The organism is Pseudomonas sp. MUP55, assembly GCF_034043515.1.
GTDB lineage: Bacteria > Pseudomonadota > Gammaproteobacteria > Pseudomonadales > Pseudomonadaceae > Aquipseudomonas.
This window is the reverse complement of sequence record NZ_CP138214.1, coordinates 2,253,268-2,272,246: the sequence shown is the minus strand read 5'-3', so window position 1 is coordinate 2,272,246 and position 18,979 is coordinate 2,253,268. Positions and strand designations below refer to the sequence as shown.

Genomic DNA, 18,979 nt, shown 5'->3' with positions numbered 1-18,979 from the left:
CCAGGTAGTTGGCGTTGGCACACACCTTAGGCTTTCGCTTTGTTCCGAACCAGAGCAGAATCCTGAACTTATTGTGCACTATGGCGAACAATACCCCATGGAAAAAGCTGAGATCGAAGGGCTGTGGACCCACATCCACTGGCTGTCGGTGCTGGAAGAACAAGGCACCTACACCGCCGCCGCCGCGCGCCTGGGCGTGAGCAAGTCGGCGGTGAGCCAGCGTATTTCCGAGCTGGAAAAGGCCACCGGCACCCGGCTGGTGACGCGCACCACGCGCAGCGTACGCCTGACCGACGCCGGGCTGTCGTTGACCCGCGAAGTGCGCAGCGCCTACGAACACATCGCCCGCAGCTTCTCGTCGGTGCGCGACTCGGCCGGGGAAATCCGTGGCCTGGTCCGGCTGACCGCCCCGGTGGCGTTCGCCCGGCAACAACTGGTGCCGCACCTGCCGCAGTTTCTGCGGCAATACCCGCAGGTGCGGATCCAGCTGGACGTGTCCGACGCCTTGAGTTCACTGGCGGCCGAAGGTTACGACCTGGCCGTGCGCCATGGTTTCCAGATTCCCGAAACCCACGTGGCCTGGAAGCTCTGCGACACCACTTCGGTGCTGGTCGCCACCCGCGATTACCTGCAGCGCCACGGCGAACCCCACGAGCCGAGCGACCTGTCGGCCCACAACTGTCTGTTTTACCCCCGCGGCAGCGACCAGCCGGCCTGGACCTTCGAGCGCGGCAGCAAACACATCGAACGCCTGACCGTCCCCATCGCCGGCAGCTTCGCCACCAACAACAGCGAAGCCCTGCGCGACGCGGCGCTCAACCACCTGGGCGTCGCCCTGCTGCCGGACTTCAGCGCCCACGCGGCGCTGGCCGAGGGCAAGCTGGTGCAGGTATTGAAAGGCTGGACACTCAAGGGCGCGTTTGCCGATGAGATCTACCTGATCCGTCCGTATTCGCCCCATGTGCCGAAGTCGGTGAGTGCGCTGGTGACTTTTTTAAAGGCGCAGTTGGCCGCAGGGTTTCGATTCGTCGGCTGAGCTGGCGCAAAAAAAGCCCGGTGACCCACGCTAATGCGCCACCGGGCAAATGAAGCGACCCGCTTTTAGAAACGTGGCTTGACGGTTTTCCAATCCGGTTGATAGCGCTGCATCTGTTTCACGTCATCGCGTTGACGGATACCGCAACTGAGGTATTGATCATGCAGCTTGCCCAACTGATCGTGGTCGAGCTCCAGGCCCAGCCCCGGTGCGCGGGTGATGCGCACGCAGCCGTCGACGATAGGCAGCTTGCCGCCCTTGATCACCTCCTCGTCCGGCTCCTGCCAGGGATAATGGGTGTCACAGGCATAGTCGAGGTTGGGCACCGACGCCGCTACGTGAGCCATGGCCATCAGGCTGATGCCCAAGTGTGAGTTGGAGTGCATCGATACGCCCAGGCCAAAGGTGTCGCACATCTTCGCCAGCACTTGGGTGTCGCGCAGGCCGCCCCAGTAATGGTGGTCGGCGAGCACAATCTGCACGCTGCCCATCCCCACGCTGCGGCGAAACTCATCAAAGTCGGTGACCACCATATTGGTCGCCAGGGGCAGGCCGGTGCGTTTGTGCAGCTCGGCCATGCCGTCCAGGCCCGGTGTCGGGTCCTCGTAATACTGCAGATCGTCGCCGAGCAGTTCGGCCATGCGAATCGAGGTGTGCATTGACCAGTTGCCGTTGGGGTCAATGCGCAACGGCACGCCCGGAAACGCCTTTTTCAGCGCCTTGATGCACCGCACCTCATGCTCGGGCTCCAGGGCACCGGCCTTGAGCTTGATGCTTTTGAAGCCGTAGGTTTCGAGCATGCGCCGTGCCTGGGCGACGATCTGCGCTTCGGTGAGGGCTTCGCCCCAGCTGTCGGGCTTGTAGGGCGAATCGATGTGCTGGGCGTACTTGAAAAACAGGTAGGCACTGAACGGGATCTGGTCGCGAATCGCGCCGCCGAGCAGGTCCACCAGCGGCACATTGAGCGAATGCGCCTGCAGATCGAGAAACGCCACTTCAAACGCCGAATAGGCATTGCTCACGGCTTTGCTGGCATGGGAACCCGGTGCCAGCTCCGCACCGGCAACGCTCAGCGGTTTATGCGCGGCCACCGTGGCCTTGACGATAGCGCGCAGGCCATTGAGGTCAAAAGGGTCCAGGCCGATCAGCTGTTGCTGTACCTGCTGCTGGATCGCCAGCGCCGGGGCGTCGCCATAGCTCTCGCCGAGGCCGATGTAGCCGGTGTCGCTTTCGATCTCGATGATCGAGCGCAGCGCGAAAGGCTCGTGGATGCCGCTGGCGTTCAGCAGCGGCGGGTCGCGAAAGGCAATCGGGGTGACGGTGACACGGATAATTTTCAAGAGACGGCTCCCTGTGTATCGGCATGCAAAGTGTGTGGCGCAGTGGCTGAGGTGGGCGGTGTACCGCTGCGTGGCGCGGTGCGGGCAAAAAACACCAGCACCGCCGCCACCAGCGAAGTGGCTGCCAGGCCGTACAGGCCGCCCTCGATGGAGCCCGTGGTCTGCTCCAGCAAACCGAAGGTGGTGGGCGCAACGAAACCGCCCAGATTGCCCACCGAATTGATCAAGGCAATCACCGCCGCCGCGATGCGCGCATCCAGGTACCCCTGGGGAATCGGCCAGAACAGCGCCGAAGCGGCCTTGAAGCCAATCGCGGCAAAACAGATGGCGACGAACGCAAACACCGGCCCGCCCGTGGTGGACATGAACATGCCGAACGCGGCGATCACCAGCATCAGTGACACCCAGGCCTGCTGGTGCTTCCACTTGCTGGCCAGCGAGGCGAAACCGTACATGGCGACAATCGAAATCAACCACGGAATGGCATTGAACAAGCCCACCTGGAAGTCACCCAGGTTGCCCATTTTCTTGATCATGCTCGGCAGCCAGAAAGTGGCGCCGTAGATGGTCAGGGCGATGGAGAAGTAGATAAAACAGAACAGGGCGATCTGTTTGTCGGCCAGCAATTTGAACATCGACGGCCGCACGCACTGGCTCGCCTCGCGCGCCTGCTGCTCCAGCGCGATGGCACTGACCAGCGCGTGTTTTTCCGCGTCACTGAGCCACTTGGCCTGATGGGGATGGGACTGCAGCCAGAACCACACGAACCCGCAGAGCACGATGGAGGCGAAGCCTTCGATCAGGAACATCCATTGCCAGCCATGCAGGCTCAACCCGTTGACGTTCAGCAACGCCCCCGACACCGGCCCGGAGATCACCGAGGCAATGGCCGAACCGCTGAGGAACACCGCCATGGCCTTGCCGCGCTCGCTGGCCGGTAGCCACTGGGTGAAGTAATAGATGATGCCGGGAAAGAAGCCGGCTTCGGCGGCGCCGAGGATAAAGCGCAACACGTAGAAGCTGGTTTCCCCCTGCACAAACGCCATGCCCATCGCCGCCGCGCCCCAGGTGAACATGATGCGCGTCAACCACGCCCGTGCGCCGTAGCGTTGCAGCAAGAGGTTGGACGGTACTTCAAAGATGGCATAACCGATGAAGAACAACCCGGCGCCCAAGCCATAGGCCGCCGCGCCAATGCCCAGGTCGGTTTCCATGTGGCTGCGCACGAAGCCGATATTGACGCGGTCGATGTAATTGACGATGAACATCACCACGAATAACGGCAGCACATGGCGCTTGACCTTGTCAGCAGCGCGGGCGAGCGCGCTCGGGTCTGGCAGGTTCTGGAGGGTATCCACGGGCAACTCCCATTCATTGTTTTTTTAGGGACAGGCCGATGATGGACGCCAGGAATTGTTCCCGTCTAATCTAACCTGGCATGCGATTGATACGGGATTTGGATCAATGTTTGAACTGACGCAACTGCGCTGCTTCACCACCGTGGCTACCGAATTGAATTTCCGCCGGGCGGCCGAACGGCTGAACATAACTCAGCCGCCCCTCAGCCGGCAGATCCAGTTGCTGGAGCATCACCTGGGCGTGGAGCTGTTTACCCGCACCACCCGCAGCGTTGCCCTGACCGCCGCCGGGCGGGCTTTTTTCGTCGAGGCGCAGAACCTGCTGGAGCGTGCCCAGCAAGCGGCGGTGACCGCGCGGCGGTTCGCCGAGGGCGATATCGGTACGGTCAATATCAGCTTCGTCGGCAGTGCGGTGTATGAGTTCTTGCCCAAAGTGATTGCCGAGGCACGGCTCAAACAGCCTCACGTCAGGATCGACCTGTCCGAGATGAACACCTACCAGCAATACGAGGCCCTGCGCGCCCGGCGCATCGACCTGGGCATCGTCCGCGCACCGCTGCTGGAGCCTGGCTACGCGACCGAATGCCTGGTGCGCGAGCCGTTCGTGCTGGCGGTTCCGAGCAGTCATCGGCTGGCCCAGGCAGAGACCGTCAGCGTGCAGGACCTCGACGCGCAACCGTTCCTGATGTACGCCCATTCCGCCTACCCGCCGTTCAACGAATTGCTCACCGGGCTGCTGCGCTCAGCACGCGTCGCCCCGCAGTATGTGCAGTGGCTGGGTTCGTCCCTGACCATCCTCGCTTTGGTGAACGCCGGCATGGGCCTGGCGCTGGTGCCGCGTTGCGCCAGCAGCGTGGTGTTCAAAAACGTGGTGTTTCACGATATCGACCTGGGCGAAGGCGCGCAGAGCGAGCTGCACCTGATCTGGCGCGAGCACAACGACAACCCGGCGTTCACCATGCTGCTCGAAGGCATTCGCACGGCGGCAGGCGAAGGCTTGCGCCCCCCGCAGTGACCCAATCCTGTCGATTACTTGCCTGATCCTCTGAACTTGCGGGCTATTGCATAGATGGCCCTTGCGCGGTGGGCTAGAGTTCCACGATGGGCGACCTGCGGTCGCACCCCTCTATAAGAACTCAGCACCACCAACCGATGATCAGCAGGTGAGCCGCCATGGAATTACGTATTAACCAACAGGCCTATCAGGTCGATGCCGACGCCGACACGCCGTTGCTGTGGGTGATCCGCGACGACCTGGGCCTGACCGGCACCAAGTACGGCTGCGGCCTGGCCCAGTGCGGCGCGTGTTCGGTGCTGGTGGACGGCAACGTGGTGCGCTCATGCGTAACGCCGGTGGCGGCGCTGGTGGGTCGCGAGATCACCACCATCGAGGCCATCGAAACCGACGACGTGGGCAAGCGTGTGGTCGCGGCCTGGGTCGAGCGCCAAGTGGCGCAATGCGGGTACTGCCAGTCCGGGCAGGTGATGGCGGCCACGGCGCTGCTCAAGCACACCCCTGCACCGACCAAAGACCAAATCAACGCGGCGATGATCAACCTGTGCCGCTGCGGCACTTACAACGCCATCCATGCCGCCATGGATGACTTGGCCGCCGGCAAGGAGAGCGTTTGATGAACACTCGCGAGATCCTTCCCGGCGTGACCCTGGACGAGCCGGTCAACCTGTCGCGCCGGCGCTTTTTGGCGAGTACCGCCGTGGGTGCGCTGGTGATCGGCTTCGGCCTGCCGCTGGGCGCGTCCCGGGTGCAGGCTGCCACGGGTGCCGCCGCCGAGCGCGGGACCCAGGTGCCGGCGTTCCTGGAAATTCGTCCGGACGGCAGCGTGCGCCTGCTCAGCCCCTTCATGGAAGGCGGCCAGGGCACGCACACGGCCATGGCGCAGATCATCGGCGAGGAGCTGGATGCCGACCCCGCCACGTTCGTGGTCGAAGCCGCCCCGCCCGGTGAAGCTTATGTGGTGATGGAAAACGGCCTGCGCATCACCGGCGGCAGTATGTCGGTGCGCATGAGCTACCCGACCATGCGGCGCCTCGGCGCCCTCGCCCGCGCCATGCTGATGCAGGCCGCCGCCGAACAACTCGGGGTGCCGGTGACGCAATTGACCACCCAGCCTGGCCGCGTAGTGCACGCCGCTTCCGGCCGCTCGCTGGGTTACGGCGAGTTGGCCGCTCGCGCCCTGGACATGCCGGTGCCCGACCCGGCCACTATCACCCTGCGCGATCCGAGCCAGTTCCGCTGGATAGGTAAGCCGGTCAAACGCCTGGACGCCTACGACAAATCCACCGGCAAGGCGCAATACAGCATCGACCTGAAAGTCGACGGCATGCTCCACGCCGCCGTGCAGCACGCGCCGCGCCTGGGCATGACGGTGGGCAGCCTGCGCAACCAGGCCCAGGTCGAGGCCATGAAGGGCGTGCATTCGGTTCATACCCTGCCCGGCGCCGTGGCGGTGGTTGCCGAACGCTGGTGGCACGCCAAGCGCGCCGTTGAAGCGATCCAGGTGGAATGGCTCGAAGCCGCCGCCGACTCCACCGTGCGCGCGATGCCGGCGGACTTTTCCAGCGACAAATACCGCGACTTTCTCGCCGCCCAGCAAGGCCCGGCCCGCGATGACGAAACCGAGGGCGACGTGGCCGCCACGCTGGCCAGTGCCAAGACCCGCGTCGACGCCACCTACCACAACCAATACCTCAACCACGCCCAGCTGGAGCCGCCTTCAGCGCTGGCCCGCTACAACCCCGACGGCACCCTGGAGGTGTGGCTGCCGAACCAGGCGCCGGATATGTTCCGCGCCGACATCGCCAAGCGCACCGGCCTGGCCATTGAGCAAATCACCCTGCACTCTCCGCTGCTGGGCGGTTTCTTCGGTCGGCATTTCCTGTATGACTCGGCCAATCCGTATCCGCAGGCGATCGCCTTGGCCAAGGCCGTCGGCCGCCCGGTCAAGCTGATCTGGAGCCGTGAAGAAGAGTTCGTGCGCGATGTGCTGCGCCCGGTCGCGGTGGTCAAGTTCCGCGCCGCGCTGGACGACAAGGGCCTGCCGGTGGCCATCGAAGCGGTGAGCGCCACCGAAGGCCCCACCGAAGCGATTGCCGGCAAACAGGGCGACGCCCTCGACCCCACGGCCCTCGAAGGCCTGTCGGGCAAGAGCTATGCGATCCCCAACAAGCGCATCGCACAGATCTACGTCAAAGGCCCGGCCATGCTCGGTTACTGGCGTTCGGTGGGCAATTCGCTGAACGACTTCTTCTACGAAGCGTTCCTCGATGAACTGGCGGACAAAGGCGGCCACGACCCGTACGAACTGCGCCTGCACCTGTTGCGCGACAACGCGCGGCTGACCACCCTGCTGCAAGCGGTGGGTGAGCTGTCCGGCGGCTGGAAGCGCGGACCGTTCACCGCCGAAGACGGCAGCCGACGCGCCCGTGGTGTGGCCATGGCCTCGCCGTTCGGCTCCCACGCGGCGGTGATCGCCGAAGTGTCGATCGACAACGGCCAGGTCAAGGTGCACGACATCTGGCAGGCCATCGACCCGGGCAGCATCGTCAACCCGGCGATCATTGAAGCCCAGGTCAACGGTGCTGTGGCCCTGGGGTTGTCGCAAACCTTGCTGGAGGAAGCGGTCTACGTGGACGGTAAGCCCCGTGCGCGCAACTACGACCTTTACCCGATCCTGCCGCCGTCGCGGATGGCGCGGGTGCACGTGAAGATCGTCGAGAGCGGTGAAAAAATGGGCGGTATCGGCGAACCACCGTTGCCCGCCGTGGCGCCAGCCGTGGCCAACGCGGTGGCCCAGTTGACCGGCCAGCGCATCCGCAGCTTGCCGTTGAGCCGCTACACCTTCAGTTAACTCACAGGGAACGCCCATGAACAACCGCCGATTCGCAAGAACCGCAGGCTGGCTGGCGCTGCCCTGCCTGGTCGCCGCAGGCCTTTTGGCCTGGTACGTCACCCGCGAGCCTGCCTCGCCGTTCGCAGCAGAAAAAGCCGTCAGTTTCGACCCGGCACTGGTCAGCCGCGGCGAGTACGTCGCGCGTCTGAGCGACTGCGTGGCCTGCCACAGCCTGCCGGGCAAGGCGCCGTTTGCCGGTGGCCTGGAAATGGCCACGCCGCTGGGGGCGATTCATGCCACCAACATCACCCCCGACCGCGAGCATGGCGTGGGCAACTACAGCCTGGCCGACTTCGACCGCGCCGTACGCCAAGGCGTAGCGCCGGGCGGGCGCCGGCTGTACCCGGCCATGCCCTACCCGTCTTACGTCAAGCTCAGCGATGACGACATAAAAGCGCTCTATGCGTTCTTCATGAAAGGCGTGCAGCCAGCCAGCGAACCGAACATTCCCAGCGACATTCCCTGGCCGCTCAACCTGCGTTGGCCCATCGCCCTGTGGAATGGCGTGTTCGCGCCCACCGCCGCCTACGCGGCCAACCCCAGCCAGGATGCACTGTGGAACCGTGGCGCCTACATCGTCCAGGGCCCTGGCCACTGCGGCAGTTGCCATACGCCACGCGGCCTGGCCTTCAACGAGAAAGCCCTGGACCAGTCCGGCGCGCCGTTCCTGGCCGGTGCGTTGCTCGACGGCTGGTACGCACCCAGCCTGCGCCAAGACCCCAACACCGGCCTGGGCCGCTGGAGCGAGGCGCAGATCGTGCAGTTCCTCAAGACCGGGCGCAACCAGCATGCGGTGGTCTACGGCTCGATGACCGAAGCGTTCAACAACTCCACACAGTTCATGGCTGACGACGACCTGGCCGCCATCGCCCGCTACCTCAAATCCCTGCCCGGCGACCCGCAGCGTGACGGCACGCCCTGGCAGTATCAGGCCGTGGCCGCCAATGCGCGGCAGGACGCCCCTGGCGCGCACACCTACGCGACGCGCTGCGCCTCCTGCCATGGTCTGGACGGCAAGGGCCAGCCAGACTGGATGCCGCCGCTGGCCGGCGCCACCTCGGCCCTGGCCAAGGAAAGCGCCTCGGCGATCAACATCACCCTCAACGGCTCGCAACGCGTGGTGGCCGCTGGCCTGCCGGACGCCTACCGCATGCCGGCGTTTCGCGAGCAACTGTCCGACCAGGAAATCGCTCAAGTGCTGACCTACGTGCGCAGCACCTGGGGCAATCAGGGTGGCGCGGTCGACGCTCAAGCGGTAAGCAAACTGCGCGGGCACACCGACCCGGCCAGCAGCAGCCCGATCATCTTGCATATGCGCTGAGTCCGAAGCCGGAGCACGGTCTCTTGATATAGGTAGAACACATGTGGGAGGGGGCTTGCCCCCGATGGAGGTGTGTCAGTTACACATGCATTTACTGACACACCGCTATCGGGGGCAAGCCCCCTCCCACATTTGGTCAGTTGGGCCTACTTGCTCTCGTCGGCCTTGCCTTCCTGCATCTGCACCGAGGACTTGCTGCCACTGGTGTTGTCCTTGGTGGTGTTGTCGGAATTGTCGAAACAGCCGTGCAGCAGGAACACACTGCAAAGACCCAGGCACATAGACAGCTTTTTCATGAGATCACCTTTGAACCTATTCATAACCGTGTGTTGCATGTGGCCAATGGCCGGACGCAAACGTTCCCTGCGCCGGCCGTGAGGCTGACGAATGGTTTGCCATTAAGTGGCTAGCATTTACGCACAGGATATTTGGGCTAACCTTGATCCGCTCAGGCCTGTTATTCGGTGATCCCATGGACACGTTGACCAAAGCGCAAATCGAGCACGCTCTTGCACAGCGGCTGCGCAATTGCCGTGTCACCTGCACGATCAATCCCGACAACAGCCTGTCCGTCACTGTGCTCGCGCCCGACGCCAATCAGTTCACCATCGCCAATATCAACCGCGCCCGGTACCACGGCGAGTCAGGTATCAACCGACTCGTGCGGGAAATCCTGGAAGACATGGTGGTTTCCCGAAAAACCTCCCGCCTCACGTCGGTGGGGCAATGCGGTTGAAAAAACACGACGAGGCTGCCCATGCCCGATTCCACTGCGACACCCTTGCAACACTGCACCATTGACTACCTTGAAGACACGCTGCTGGGCGTGAACCCGCTGTCCCATGAATGCACGGCCCAGATCACCGAATCCGGCGAGGGCCTGTCGCTGCGCATCCTGTGGCCATGGCCGAAAGAATTGACCAAGGCCCATAGCATTACGATCAAGGCCCCAACCCGCACGTATCACGGCGACCTGGTTGATGCTCAGGCGTTTGGCTCCGATGAGTTGCTGTTGAAAATCGCCCTCCAGCCTGGAGCATCAGGCGGCTAACCCCGCTCCCCGGCCAATGCCCGCTGGTGAAAAGGCGCCAGCCACTTCAAGGCATGCAGCGCGGCAGCCTGTTGCACCTGCTCACGGGAACCCATGAAGCATTCCTTGCGACTGAAAATGCTCAACCGGTGGCCGATGCGATAGGCCCAGGCAAAACAAATGGTCCCGGCCGGAATGCCATCCATATCGTCCGGGCCCAGCAGGCCGGTGGTGGAGACGGCGACCTGGGCCGAACTGTCACGCAACGCGCCTTCGGCCATCTCGCGCGCGACTTCACAGCTGGTGAGGTTGAAGGTTTCAATCGTATAGGCGCGCACTCCCAACAAGCGCTGTTTGGCCTGCGGCGAGTACACGACATACCCACTTTCGATACACGAGCCACCGCCCGGCACCTGGGACAGCAGCGTGATGATGCTGCCTGCCGTACATGACTCGGCGCTGGTGAGGGTGAGCTCGTGCTGTTTCAGGTAGTCGATGGTTGAAGCGGCTATTTCCATGATGACAGTCTCCCGAATCAGAACGTTGCCAGGTAGTCGGCCAATGTCAGCGCACAGGCCTGGATCGCGCCGTCCACAATCACCTCGTAGCCGTGGGTATTTTCCGTGGGGATCGCCAGGCAACCGCCGCGTGCCGAGGTGCCATTGCTCATGACGGCGCTGGCATCCGAGGCAAAGTCCACCAGCAATGCATATTGAGCCGTATAACCGCAGCGCTGTGCAGCGGCCGCCAGGTCGGTTACCACACAACGTGTGTAATAGCCTTTGAGGTCACCCGTGTTGATGATGGGGTCCACGCCCAGACGAGTGCCGTACTCACTCATCACCGGGCCGACCTCCAGCGCGATGGTGGTATCGCCCGGCAGGGTCTGCGCCGCATACATCGCACCGGCATTGCTTTCTTCTTCCAGGGTGGTAAAGACAAAGTACACATCGCATGCCAGCTCCCCGCGGCGCTGGTCCAGGCATTGCACGCTGTGGAGTGCCGCGGCGATGGGCGCGCGATCATCCAGAAAGTGCGCGGCAATCGCATCGCCTACCCGAAACGGCGCACGCCAGTGGCGGCTCAGCACAACGCGGCTGCCGGGGCGTACACCGTGCTCACGCAAGACATCGACCGAGCAACGGGTGATCACGTGCACGTCATTCCAGTGCACGTTTCCTGACTGCACATCGGCGCCCTGGGGCGCATTGCCGGTCGCATGCATCGAGCCAAACGACAGCACACCGGGAATGGTCTGGTGATCGCCCAATATGTCCACCGGACACATGCCGAAGTTCACCGGGTTGGCGCCGCCCAGCGCGGTGACCCGCAACGTACCGTCGGTGTCGACATGCTTGACCACCATGGCGACCTCATCCATGTGCGCCATCACCCTCACCGCCCGCCGCGGCTCGCGCTCATCCTGCGTGCCTTTGACCAGACCAACCACATTGCCGGCAGGGTCTACCCAGGTCTCGTCGCACAGCGGCCGCAGGCGCTCCAGGCAAATCGCGCGCACTTCATCCTCCTGGCCGCCAGGGCCGCGGGCGAGCAACAGTTGGTGGAGCAATTGGGCGATGGCGTCCGCTTCGGTCGCGGCGCTGTGGTCAGGTCGAGCATCGTTTGGCTGGGGCTGCATAAGGAGTCTCTCCTTTCGCGCTGTTGAACACTTATAGAAAAATGACCCGGCACGTCGAACGGATGTTCAACAAATCTTGCTCGTGGCGCGCGCGCATAAATCCGTTTGAACACCGACTTCGGCACGCTTTCTAGATGGGTTCAACAACCGCCCATGGAGGGATGCCCCAATGACTATCACCCGCCTGCAGCCCACGCTGCATCCGCTGTGCCTGGCGCTTTGCGTTGCCTCGCTGAGCGCCTGCGCCGGCAATGATTCGGCCTCCAATGTCGTCGCCCCCGGCGACGCCAAATCAGCCACCACCCGAACCCTGGACGCCGGCGCTGCCCTGTTGCAGTCACGCCCGCCCATCGATGCGTTGAACGCCTACCTCGACGGCTTCCACTTCTACAACGGCCACCCCGACGTGCAGATGGAGGCCCATCACTATTGCGCGATCCTCAACGAGGAAGTGATCCAGTGCGTGATCTACGACGGCAACCGCAAGGACGCCAAGTTGATGGGCGTGGAATACATCATCAGCGAGCAGCTGTTCAACAGCCTGCCCGCGCCCGAGAAGGCCCTGTGGCACAGCCATGTGCATGAAGTGAAATCGGGGCAACTGGTAGCGCCCGGGATTCCGCAGGTGGCCGAACACGCCCTGATGGAAAAACTGGTGCATACCTACGGCAAGACCTGGCACACCTGGCACACCGACCTCAACAAGCGCCTGCCGTTGGGCGTGCCGCAACTGATGATGGGGTTCACCGCCGACGGCCAGGCCGATCCGAAGATGGTCAGCGAGCGCGACCAGCGACTGGGGATCGACAGCGCCAAGGAAAAGCAGGCGCGTGCCGACATCGTCGCGCCGCCCATCGCACCCGGCGCAGACGCCTGGCGCCAGGGCAACATCATTCAGATCGAAGACCCCACCCAGGCAGCCCACCAGCACTGACAGCAGCAGCCGGTCATTTGGATTGAACGATCATTTGCCGGCGCTTGCCACACAAGAACCGGGGCGCATCAGACGCCCCTCTCGCAAGGAGTTCCACCATGCCTTACAACCATCAAGGCGCTGCCAGCGTCATCACGGCTTCGCGCCATCTGGGCACCGAAGCGGATGAATGCCTGAACGAGAACGTCGACATAAAAATGACCAGCAGCGGTAAACCAACGATTGTTCGCCTGGATATTGACACTCCACTGCAGTGGCCCGGCAACCCCAACTTCGTCACCGTCAACCTCCCCGACGGCACGTCCGTCAGTGGCGTAATCGTGGCCCTGGAGCGCCCGGCAGAAGGGCCTGGCTGGGTCACCTTCACGGTGGACGATTGAGGCCGTGCGCCCCTCATCCATTGTCTGACAATTTCTTTGAATTATTTTTGACGTCAATTATCTGTACTTCATGAGCATAGGGAGGCCTCATGAAAAACAACGAGTTATTCACCATCAAATATCAGCTTCACGGCAAGCCCAGGTCGTTCATCGTGCGTGCGGCGCGCATGAACAATGCCGAAGCATGGCACTGGGCCAGTTGCGATGCCGGCGTGGCGGTCATCCCCAGGTTCGGGCAACACAATCTCAAACGCGTCTCCAAGCCGATGGCGGAGAAGTACGGCATTACGGATGTGCGCTGGTGCGGCGCAGCAGCGATTCAGTGGGCAGAGGGCATTACACAATGAACAGTCAGGTGCTGGAATACATTAGCAGGCAGGTGTGGGACGACGAGGTCGCGCAGAACAACCAGATGTTCTACGAAGCGGATCGATTGGATGCCCAGGCTTACAAAATCATCGAACATTACAGCGGCGACGCCATGACCTGGGCGCGCTTCACCGAGGCGAAGAAACTCGCCGATGCCCAACGCACCGCCGCCTATCGAGAGTGGATGCGCATTCATCGCGCCAGAAAAAACTGAATCTTTCACTGTAGGAGCGAGCTTGCTCGCGAAAAACTCAGGCCTCCCGCGCTTCTCCAGAATGAACGCGGCGCCTGGAGGTTTTTCGCGAGCAAGCTCGCTCCTACATTGGCAATCAGATATGCCCCTGGGAATCAGGGGCATGTGGGTTTAAAGGATCGGTTTACCGCCCGTCACGCCGTAGCGTTCACCCGAGATATAACTGCCCTCATCCGACGCCAGCAGCACATAAATGGGCGCCACTTCCACCGGCTGGCCGGGGCGCCCCAGCGGCGTGTTGCCACCGAAGTTCTCCACCATCTCCTCCGTCATCGTCGAGACAATCAACGGCGTCCAGATTGGCCCCGGCGCCACGCTGTTCACGCGGATCCCGCGCTCGCCCAGCATCTGCGCCAGCCCGGCGGTGAAGTTGGCAATTGCGCCCTTGGTGGCCGCATACGGCAACAGCGATGGATTGGGCATGTCGGAATTGACCGAAGAGGTGTTAATGATCGAACTGCCCTCGGCCATGTGCGGCAGCGCCGCCTTGCAGATGCGGAACATCGCAGTGATGTTGACGTTGAAGGTCTTGACCCAGTCCTCATCGGGAATGTCTTCCAGCGATTGGTAGGTCATCTGGAACGCAGCGTTATTGACCAGTACATCGATACGCCCGAACTGTTTGACAGTGTCGTTGACGATGGCGGTGCACTGCGCCGCGTCGCCCAGGTCGCCCGGCAACAGCAGGCACTGACGCCCCGCCGCCTCGACCCAGCGCGCGGTCTCCTTGGCGTCCTCATGCTCGTCCAGGTACGACACGGCAACGTCCGCACCTTCGCGGGCAAACGCAATCGCCACCGCACGCCCGATACCGCTGTCGGCACCGGTGATCAACGCGATCTTGTTGGCCATTCGGCCAGAGCCCTTGTAGCTTTGCTCACCGCAATCGGGCATTGGCTCCATCTTGCGCTGGTCGCCGGGCACGGGCTGCTGCTGTGGCTTGAAGGGTGGTTTTGGGTAGTGAGTCATCGGAGTCCCTCCTGTGTGTGGTTAGTGTTGCGAGGGTTGGCCGAGCACGATAGTTCAGAGCAATTTTCAGAAAATCGGATGACCGTTCCGACGGATCTTTGCCACTCGTCCGATTGAATAAACCTTTGCGGCGCATACCCCCTCAACCTAAGAGTGAGCGCCCGTTGGGGTATCGAGTAGTGTCGAAGCGTTCTGTTACACAGCGCTTTTCAGCTATATTCCGCTATTCGTTTTTCTCCCATCCCGATTCAAATTCATGCCCTGCGCAGTTAACCAAGGTTGGTAATTATGAAGTCTGCCCCCCCGCGGTCGCCCAATGTTCCGCAACGCAAGGACCTGATCCCCAGCACCTTGAATTTTCCAGTGGTGGGCATTGGCGCGTCGGCAGGCGGGTTGCAGGCGGTGAAGGCGTTTTTCGAACACATGCCCCAAGACTGCGGCATGGCCTTTGTGGTGATCCTGCACCTGTCCCCCGACCATCAAAGCGTGGCGGATAAAATCATTCAGGAATCGACCCGTCTGCCGGTGATGCAAGTCAGCGAAACGACGTCCATCGAAAAGAACCGGGTGTACGTGATTTCGCCGGCGCAGCACTTGTTGATGAATGATGGCTACCTGTCCGTCTCGCCATTGGTGCGCGAGGGCGGCTCGCACATCGCCATCGACCTGTTCTTTCGCGACCTGGCAGACACCCACAAAGAACGTGCGTTTTGCCTGGTGCTGTCGGGCACCGGTTCGGACGGCGCAGTCGGCGTTTCGCGGATCAAGGAACAAGGCGGCATCACCCTGGTGCAATCGCCGGAAGACGCCGAATACGACGGCATGCCACTGGCGGCCATCGAAACCCAGATGGTCGACCTGGTGCTGCCCGTGGTGGAGATGCCGCAGAAGCTGCTGGAGCTGTGGCGCAACGCCCAGTCCATCATCCTGCCCACCGCCAATGACCCCGAGATCAAGACCACACCGCCCGGCACCGAGCGTGACGCGGCCGTCGCCGAACAGCTGCTGCTGGACATCCTGATTCAACTGCGCCTCAACACCGGCCACGACTTCAAGCACTACAAGCGGGCCACGGTGCTGCGCCGCATCGAGCGGCGCCTGCAGGTCACCGCCCAACCGGACCTGGCCAGCTACTACGAATACCTTCAGGGCCACCCCGAAGAAACCAAGGCGCTGCTCGGTGACATGCTGATCGGCGTGACCAATTTCTTCCGCGACCGCGAGGCCTTCGAAGCCCTCGAACGCGATGTGATCCCCAACCTGGTCAAGTCACTGGAAGACACCGTCCCCAAACGCGAAGAAGTGCGTATCTGGTCGGCCGGTTGTTCCACTGGCGAGGAAGCCTACAGCCTGGCGATGCTGGTCGCCGAGCAGCTGGCGCTGGATGCCAGCGATGCAAAAATGCAGGTGTTCGCCACCGACATCGACGAGCGTGCGATCAACCACGGGCGTAACGGGGTGTACCCCGAGGCGATCATTACCGATGTGCCGCCGTCGCGCCTGCGTCAGTACTTCGCCAAGGAAAAGAACCAGCACTATCGGGTGCGCAAGGAGATTCGTGAAAAGGTGCTGTTTGCCAAGCACAGCCTGCTGAGCGACCCGCCGTTCTCGCAGATTGACCTGATCGTGTGCCGCAACCTGTTGATCTACCTGGACCGCGAAGTGCAGCGCGACATCCTGCAGATGTTCCATTTTGCGCTGCGCCCTGGCGGCTACCTGTTCCTGGGCTCCTCGGAATCTGCCGACGGCTGCCTGGACCTGTTCGTACCGGTGGACAAGCGCAACCGGATTTTCCGCGTGCGCGCAGGCTCTGCCGCGATACGGCGCGCCCCGACCATGCCGCGTGGCGGCTATATGCGCCCCAATATCGCGACCGCCCCCATACAGGCCAAGATCCCCAACAAGGTGTCGTTTGCCGATATCCACCTGCGTGCGCTGGAGAGAGCCGCGCCGCCGAGCGTGATCGTGGACATGCAGGCCGATATCCTGCACATGAGCGAAGGCGCAGGCCGCTTCCTGCGCCATGTGGCCGGGGAAATGACGCGCAACCTGCTGGCCCTGGTGCACCCCGACCTGCGCCTGGACATTCGTACGACGCTGTTCCAGGTCCAGCAATCGGGGCTTTCCGTGACGTCGCGCAAAGTGCGGATCGAGCGCGACAATGCACATTACCTGGTGGATATCACCGGCCTGCCCTATCAGGACGATGCCACCGAAAGCGATTATGTGCTGGTGATTTTCCAGGAGAGCGAAGTCGACCCGCAGCACACCGAAGACACCGCCATCGGCCATGCCGAAAACCAGATGATGAGCAACCTGGAGCGCGAGCTGCAACGCACCAAGCTGCACCTGCAGGACACCATCGAGCAGGCCGAGGTCTCCAGTGAAGAACTCAAGGCCTCCAACGAAGAGATGCAGGCGGTCAACGAAGAGCTGCGCTCGGCCACCGAAGAGTTGGAAACCAGCAAGGAAGAACTGCAGTCGATCAACGAAGAACTGCTGACGGTCAACTTCGAACTCAAAACCAAAGTGGAAGAGACCGACAAGGTCAACGACTACCTGACCAACCTGATCGCCTCCACCGATATCGCTACGGTCTTCGTCGACCGCAACATGCGCATCCGCTGGTTCACGCCACGGGCGACGGATATTTTCAGCATGCTGCCGGTGGACACCGGTCGCTCGTTGATGGACATCACCCATCGCCTCGACTATCCGCAAATGACCGAAGACGCCACCAACGTGTTCGAGTCGCTGAGCATGATCGAGCGCGAAATCAGCAGCAGGGACGACCGCTGGTACATCGCGCGCCTGCTGCCCTACCGCTCCAGCGAAGACCATATCGATGGCACGGTGCTGACCTTTATCGACATCACCAAGCGGCGCCAGGCCGAGGAAGAACTGCGCCTGGGTGAAGAGCGCATGCGCCTGGTCGCTGACAGCACCCATGACTTTGCCATCATCATTCTGGATGACCATGGCGTGATCACCGATTGGAATACCGGTGCCGAATTGATCTTTGGCTACACCAAGGACGAGGTGATGGGCGCCTATTACGACTTGATCTTCTCGCCTGAGGACCGCGCCGCCGGGATTCCGGAAAACGAACTGCGCGCCGCCCGCGAACACGGACGCGGTGAAGACGAGCGCTGGCATGTGCGCAAGGATGGCAGCCGTTTCTACTGCAGCGGTGAAGTCACCCAACTGACCAGCAACAGCCTGCAGGGCTACGTCAAGATCGCCCGTGACCTCACCGGTCACAAGCGCACCCAGGATGAGCAGAACCAGCGCTTGATGGAAACCCAGACCAACAGCCACCTCAAGGATGAGTTCTTCGCGGTGATGTCCCACGAACTCAAGCACCCGTTGAACCTGATCCAGCTCAATGCCGAATTGCTGCGGCGTTTGCCGGCGACCAAGGCTACCAGCCCGGCCATGAAGGCGGTGAACACCATCTGCGAGGCGGTCTCGAGCCAGGCGCGCATCATCGACGACCTGCTGGACGTGGCCAGGGTGCGCACCGGCAAGCTCAAGCTGAAAAAACGACCGATTGACCTGATTCGCACCCTTGAAGACATTCACGCGGTGGTGCTCGCCGACGGTCATCACTGCCAGGTAACCCTGCAAAAACCGACGGTTCCCGCAGCCTTGTTCGTCAACGCCGACCCTACGCGCCTGGAACAGGTGATCTGGAACCTGGTCAACAATGCGCTGAAATTCACCCCGAGCGACGGTCGTGTGCAGCTGATGGTCAGCCGTACCGAGGGATACGCGCGGCTGGACGTGATCGACAGCGGCGCGGGGCTCGCCGAAGACAGCCTGGAGAAAATCTTCGATCTGTTCGGGCAGGCGGAAAACCAGCACCAGACCCATCAACGCGAAGGGCTGGGGATCGGCCTGTCGCTGGTCCGGCAACTGGTGGAAGCCCACGGTGGCACGGTCAGTGTTTACTCCAAGGGGCTGGGCTTTGGCTGCACCTTTTCGGTATTGCTGCCGTTGTCCGAACAGCAGAATCGACCGTCTTCCCCCGATTCGGCAGCGTCATCGGATGAGCGCCTGAACGGCGTGAAAGTGTTGCTGGTCGACGACTCCGCGGATGTGCTGGAGGTGTTGAATATGCTGCTGGAAATGGAAGGCGCCGAGGTAAATGCGTTCGATGATCCCGTCGCGGCGCTGCAGGCAGCGGGCGACACGCCGTTTGACCTGATCATCTCGGACATCGGCATGCCGAAAATGAACGGCCATGAGTTGATGCAACAGCTGCGCAAGATCGGCCACCTCAAGCAAGTACCCGCCATCGCGCTGACGGGCTACGGGGCCGGCAGTGACCAGAAGAAAACCGCCGATTCAGGCTTCAGCACCCACGTCAGCAAGCCTGTGACCCACGATGCGTTGATCAGCCTGATCGAAAGCCTGTGCCGCTCGCGGCGCTAGGCTGG

General features: G+C 62.3%; 18 protein-coding genes. 12 read left to right on the top strand and 6 right to left on the bottom strand.

Annotation, left to right across the window (positions count from 1 at the left end; translation table 11 throughout):
- The first annotated feature begins 97 nt into the window (after positions 1-97).
- Positions 98-1,036, top strand: coding sequence for a LysR family transcriptional regulator (locus SC318_RS10370; protein WP_320430705.1), 939 nt, complete (start codon positions 98-100; stop codon positions 1,034-1,036).
- Positions 1,037-1,101: 65 nt separating this feature from the next.
- On the opposite strand, the gene SC318_RS10365 is transcribed toward SC318_RS10370, so the two are convergent.
- Positions 1,102-2,376: a glucarate dehydratase family protein gene (locus SC318_RS10365; RefSeq protein WP_320430704.1), complete on the bottom strand. Its 1,275-nt coding sequence runs from the start codon at positions 2,374-2,376 to the stop codon at positions 1,102-1,104.
- Positions 2,373-3,734, bottom strand: coding sequence for an MFS transporter (locus SC318_RS10360; RefSeq protein WP_320430703.1), 1,362 nt, complete (start codon positions 3,732-3,734; stop codon positions 2,373-2,375). Before SC318_RS10360 ends, SC318_RS10365 begins: the two co-directional genes overlap by 4 nt.
- Before the next feature lie 106 nt (positions 3,735-3,840).
- Here SC318_RS10360 and SC318_RS10355 point away from each other — a divergent pair, with 106 nt between their 5' ends.
- The 4 genes from SC318_RS10355 to SC318_RS10340 all read left to right on the top strand — a co-directional run bounded on the left by SC318_RS10355 (position 3,841) and on the right by SC318_RS10340 (position 8,966).
- Positions 3,841-4,749, top strand: a complete 909-nt coding sequence (locus tag SC318_RS10355; protein ID WP_320430702.1) for a LysR family transcriptional regulator — start codon at positions 3,841-3,843, stop codon at positions 4,747-4,749.
- Between the two features lie 158 nt (positions 4,750-4,907).
- Complete coding sequence (locus SC318_RS10350; RefSeq protein WP_320430701.1) at positions 4,908-5,366, top strand: (2Fe-2S)-binding protein; 459 nt, start codon at positions 4,908-4,910, stop codon at positions 5,364-5,366.
- The gene (locus tag SC318_RS10345) at positions 5,366-7,603 is read left to right on the top strand and encodes a xanthine dehydrogenase family protein molybdopterin-binding subunit (RefSeq protein WP_320430700.1); all 2,238 of its coding nucleotides are present in this window, start codon (positions 5,366-5,368) and stop codon (positions 7,601-7,603) included. Before SC318_RS10350 ends, SC318_RS10345 begins: the two co-directional genes overlap by 1 nt.
- Positions 7,604-7,619: 16 nt before the next feature.
- Entirely contained in the window at positions 7,620-8,966 is a 1,347-nt protein-coding gene (locus SC318_RS10340; RefSeq protein WP_320430699.1) for a c-type cytochrome, read from the top strand.
- Positions 8,967-9,112: 146 nt separating this feature from the next.
- Here the strand turns inward: SC318_RS10340 and SC318_RS10335 are convergent, their stop codons facing one another.
- Positions 9,113-9,262 carry a hypothetical protein gene (locus tag SC318_RS10335; RefSeq protein ID WP_320430698.1) on the bottom strand — a complete coding sequence of 50 codons (150 nt, stop codon included), beginning with the start codon at positions 9,260-9,262 and terminating at the stop codon, positions 9,113-9,115.
- 176 nt (positions 9,263-9,438) lie between these two features.
- Here SC318_RS10335 and SC318_RS10330 point away from each other — a divergent pair, with 176 nt between their 5' ends.
- Together SC318_RS10330 and SC318_RS10325 are read left to right on the top strand one after the other, a co-directional pair.
- Positions 9,439-9,702, top strand: coding sequence for a DUF1652 domain-containing protein (locus tag SC318_RS10330; RefSeq protein WP_320430697.1), 264 nt, complete (start codon positions 9,439-9,441; stop codon positions 9,700-9,702).
- A 21-nt stretch (positions 9,703-9,723) separates the two neighbouring features.
- On the top strand, positions 9,724-10,017 hold the full coding sequence (locus SC318_RS10325) for a hypothetical protein (protein ID WP_320430696.1): 294 nt from the start codon (positions 9,724-9,726) through the stop codon (positions 10,015-10,017).
- On the opposite strand, the gene SC318_RS10320 is transcribed toward SC318_RS10325, so the two are convergent.
- Together SC318_RS10320 and SC318_RS10315 are read right to left on the bottom strand one after the other, a co-directional pair.
- Positions 10,014-10,514, bottom strand: coding sequence for a CinA family protein (locus SC318_RS10320; protein ID WP_320430695.1), 501 nt, complete (start codon positions 10,512-10,514; stop codon positions 10,014-10,016). The genes SC318_RS10325 and SC318_RS10320 overlap by 4 nt on opposite strands.
- Before the next feature lie 17 nt (positions 10,515-10,531).
- Positions 10,532-11,635, bottom strand: coding sequence for a zinc-binding metallopeptidase family protein (locus SC318_RS10315; RefSeq protein ID WP_320430694.1), 1,104 nt, complete (start codon positions 11,633-11,635; stop codon positions 10,532-10,534).
- 169 nt (positions 11,636-11,804) lie between these two features.
- Between SC318_RS10315 and SC318_RS10310 the strand changes: the two genes are divergently transcribed.
- The 4 genes from SC318_RS10310 (at position 11,805) to SC318_RS10295 (ending at position 13,532) form a co-directional block, all read left to right on the top strand.
- Positions 11,805-12,569: an OBAP family protein gene (locus SC318_RS10310; protein ID WP_320430693.1), complete on the top strand. Its 765-nt coding sequence runs from the start codon at positions 11,805-11,807 to the stop codon at positions 12,567-12,569.
- Between the two features lie 98 nt (positions 12,570-12,667).
- Positions 12,668-12,949 (top strand): hypothetical protein, encoded by a 282-nt coding sequence (locus SC318_RS10305; protein WP_320430692.1) that lies wholly within the window; start codon positions 12,668-12,670, stop codon positions 12,947-12,949.
- Between the two features lie 89 nt (positions 12,950-13,038).
- Positions 13,039-13,296, top strand: a complete 258-nt coding sequence (locus SC318_RS10300; RefSeq protein WP_320430691.1) for a DUF6555 family protein — start codon at positions 13,039-13,041, stop codon at positions 13,294-13,296.
- On the top strand, positions 13,293-13,532 hold the full coding sequence (locus SC318_RS10295; RefSeq protein WP_320430690.1) for a hypothetical protein: 240 nt from the start codon (positions 13,293-13,295) through the stop codon (positions 13,530-13,532). The genes SC318_RS10300 and SC318_RS10295 overlap by 4 nt, the downstream gene beginning before the upstream one ends.
- A 150-nt stretch (positions 13,533-13,682) precedes the next feature.
- Here SC318_RS10295 and SC318_RS10290 read toward each other — a convergent pair whose 3' ends face one another.
- Positions 13,683-14,540 (bottom strand): SDR family oxidoreductase, encoded by an 858-nt coding sequence (locus SC318_RS10290; RefSeq protein WP_306492560.1) that lies wholly within the window; start codon positions 14,538-14,540, stop codon positions 13,683-13,685.
- Between the two features lie 288 nt (positions 14,541-14,828).
- Between SC318_RS10290 and SC318_RS10285 the strand changes: the two genes are divergently transcribed.
- Complete coding sequence (locus SC318_RS10285; protein ID WP_320430689.1) at positions 14,829-18,974, top strand: CheR family methyltransferase; 4,146 nt, start codon at positions 14,829-14,831, stop codon at positions 18,972-18,974.
- Positions 18,975-18,979: the final 5 nt, after the last annotated feature.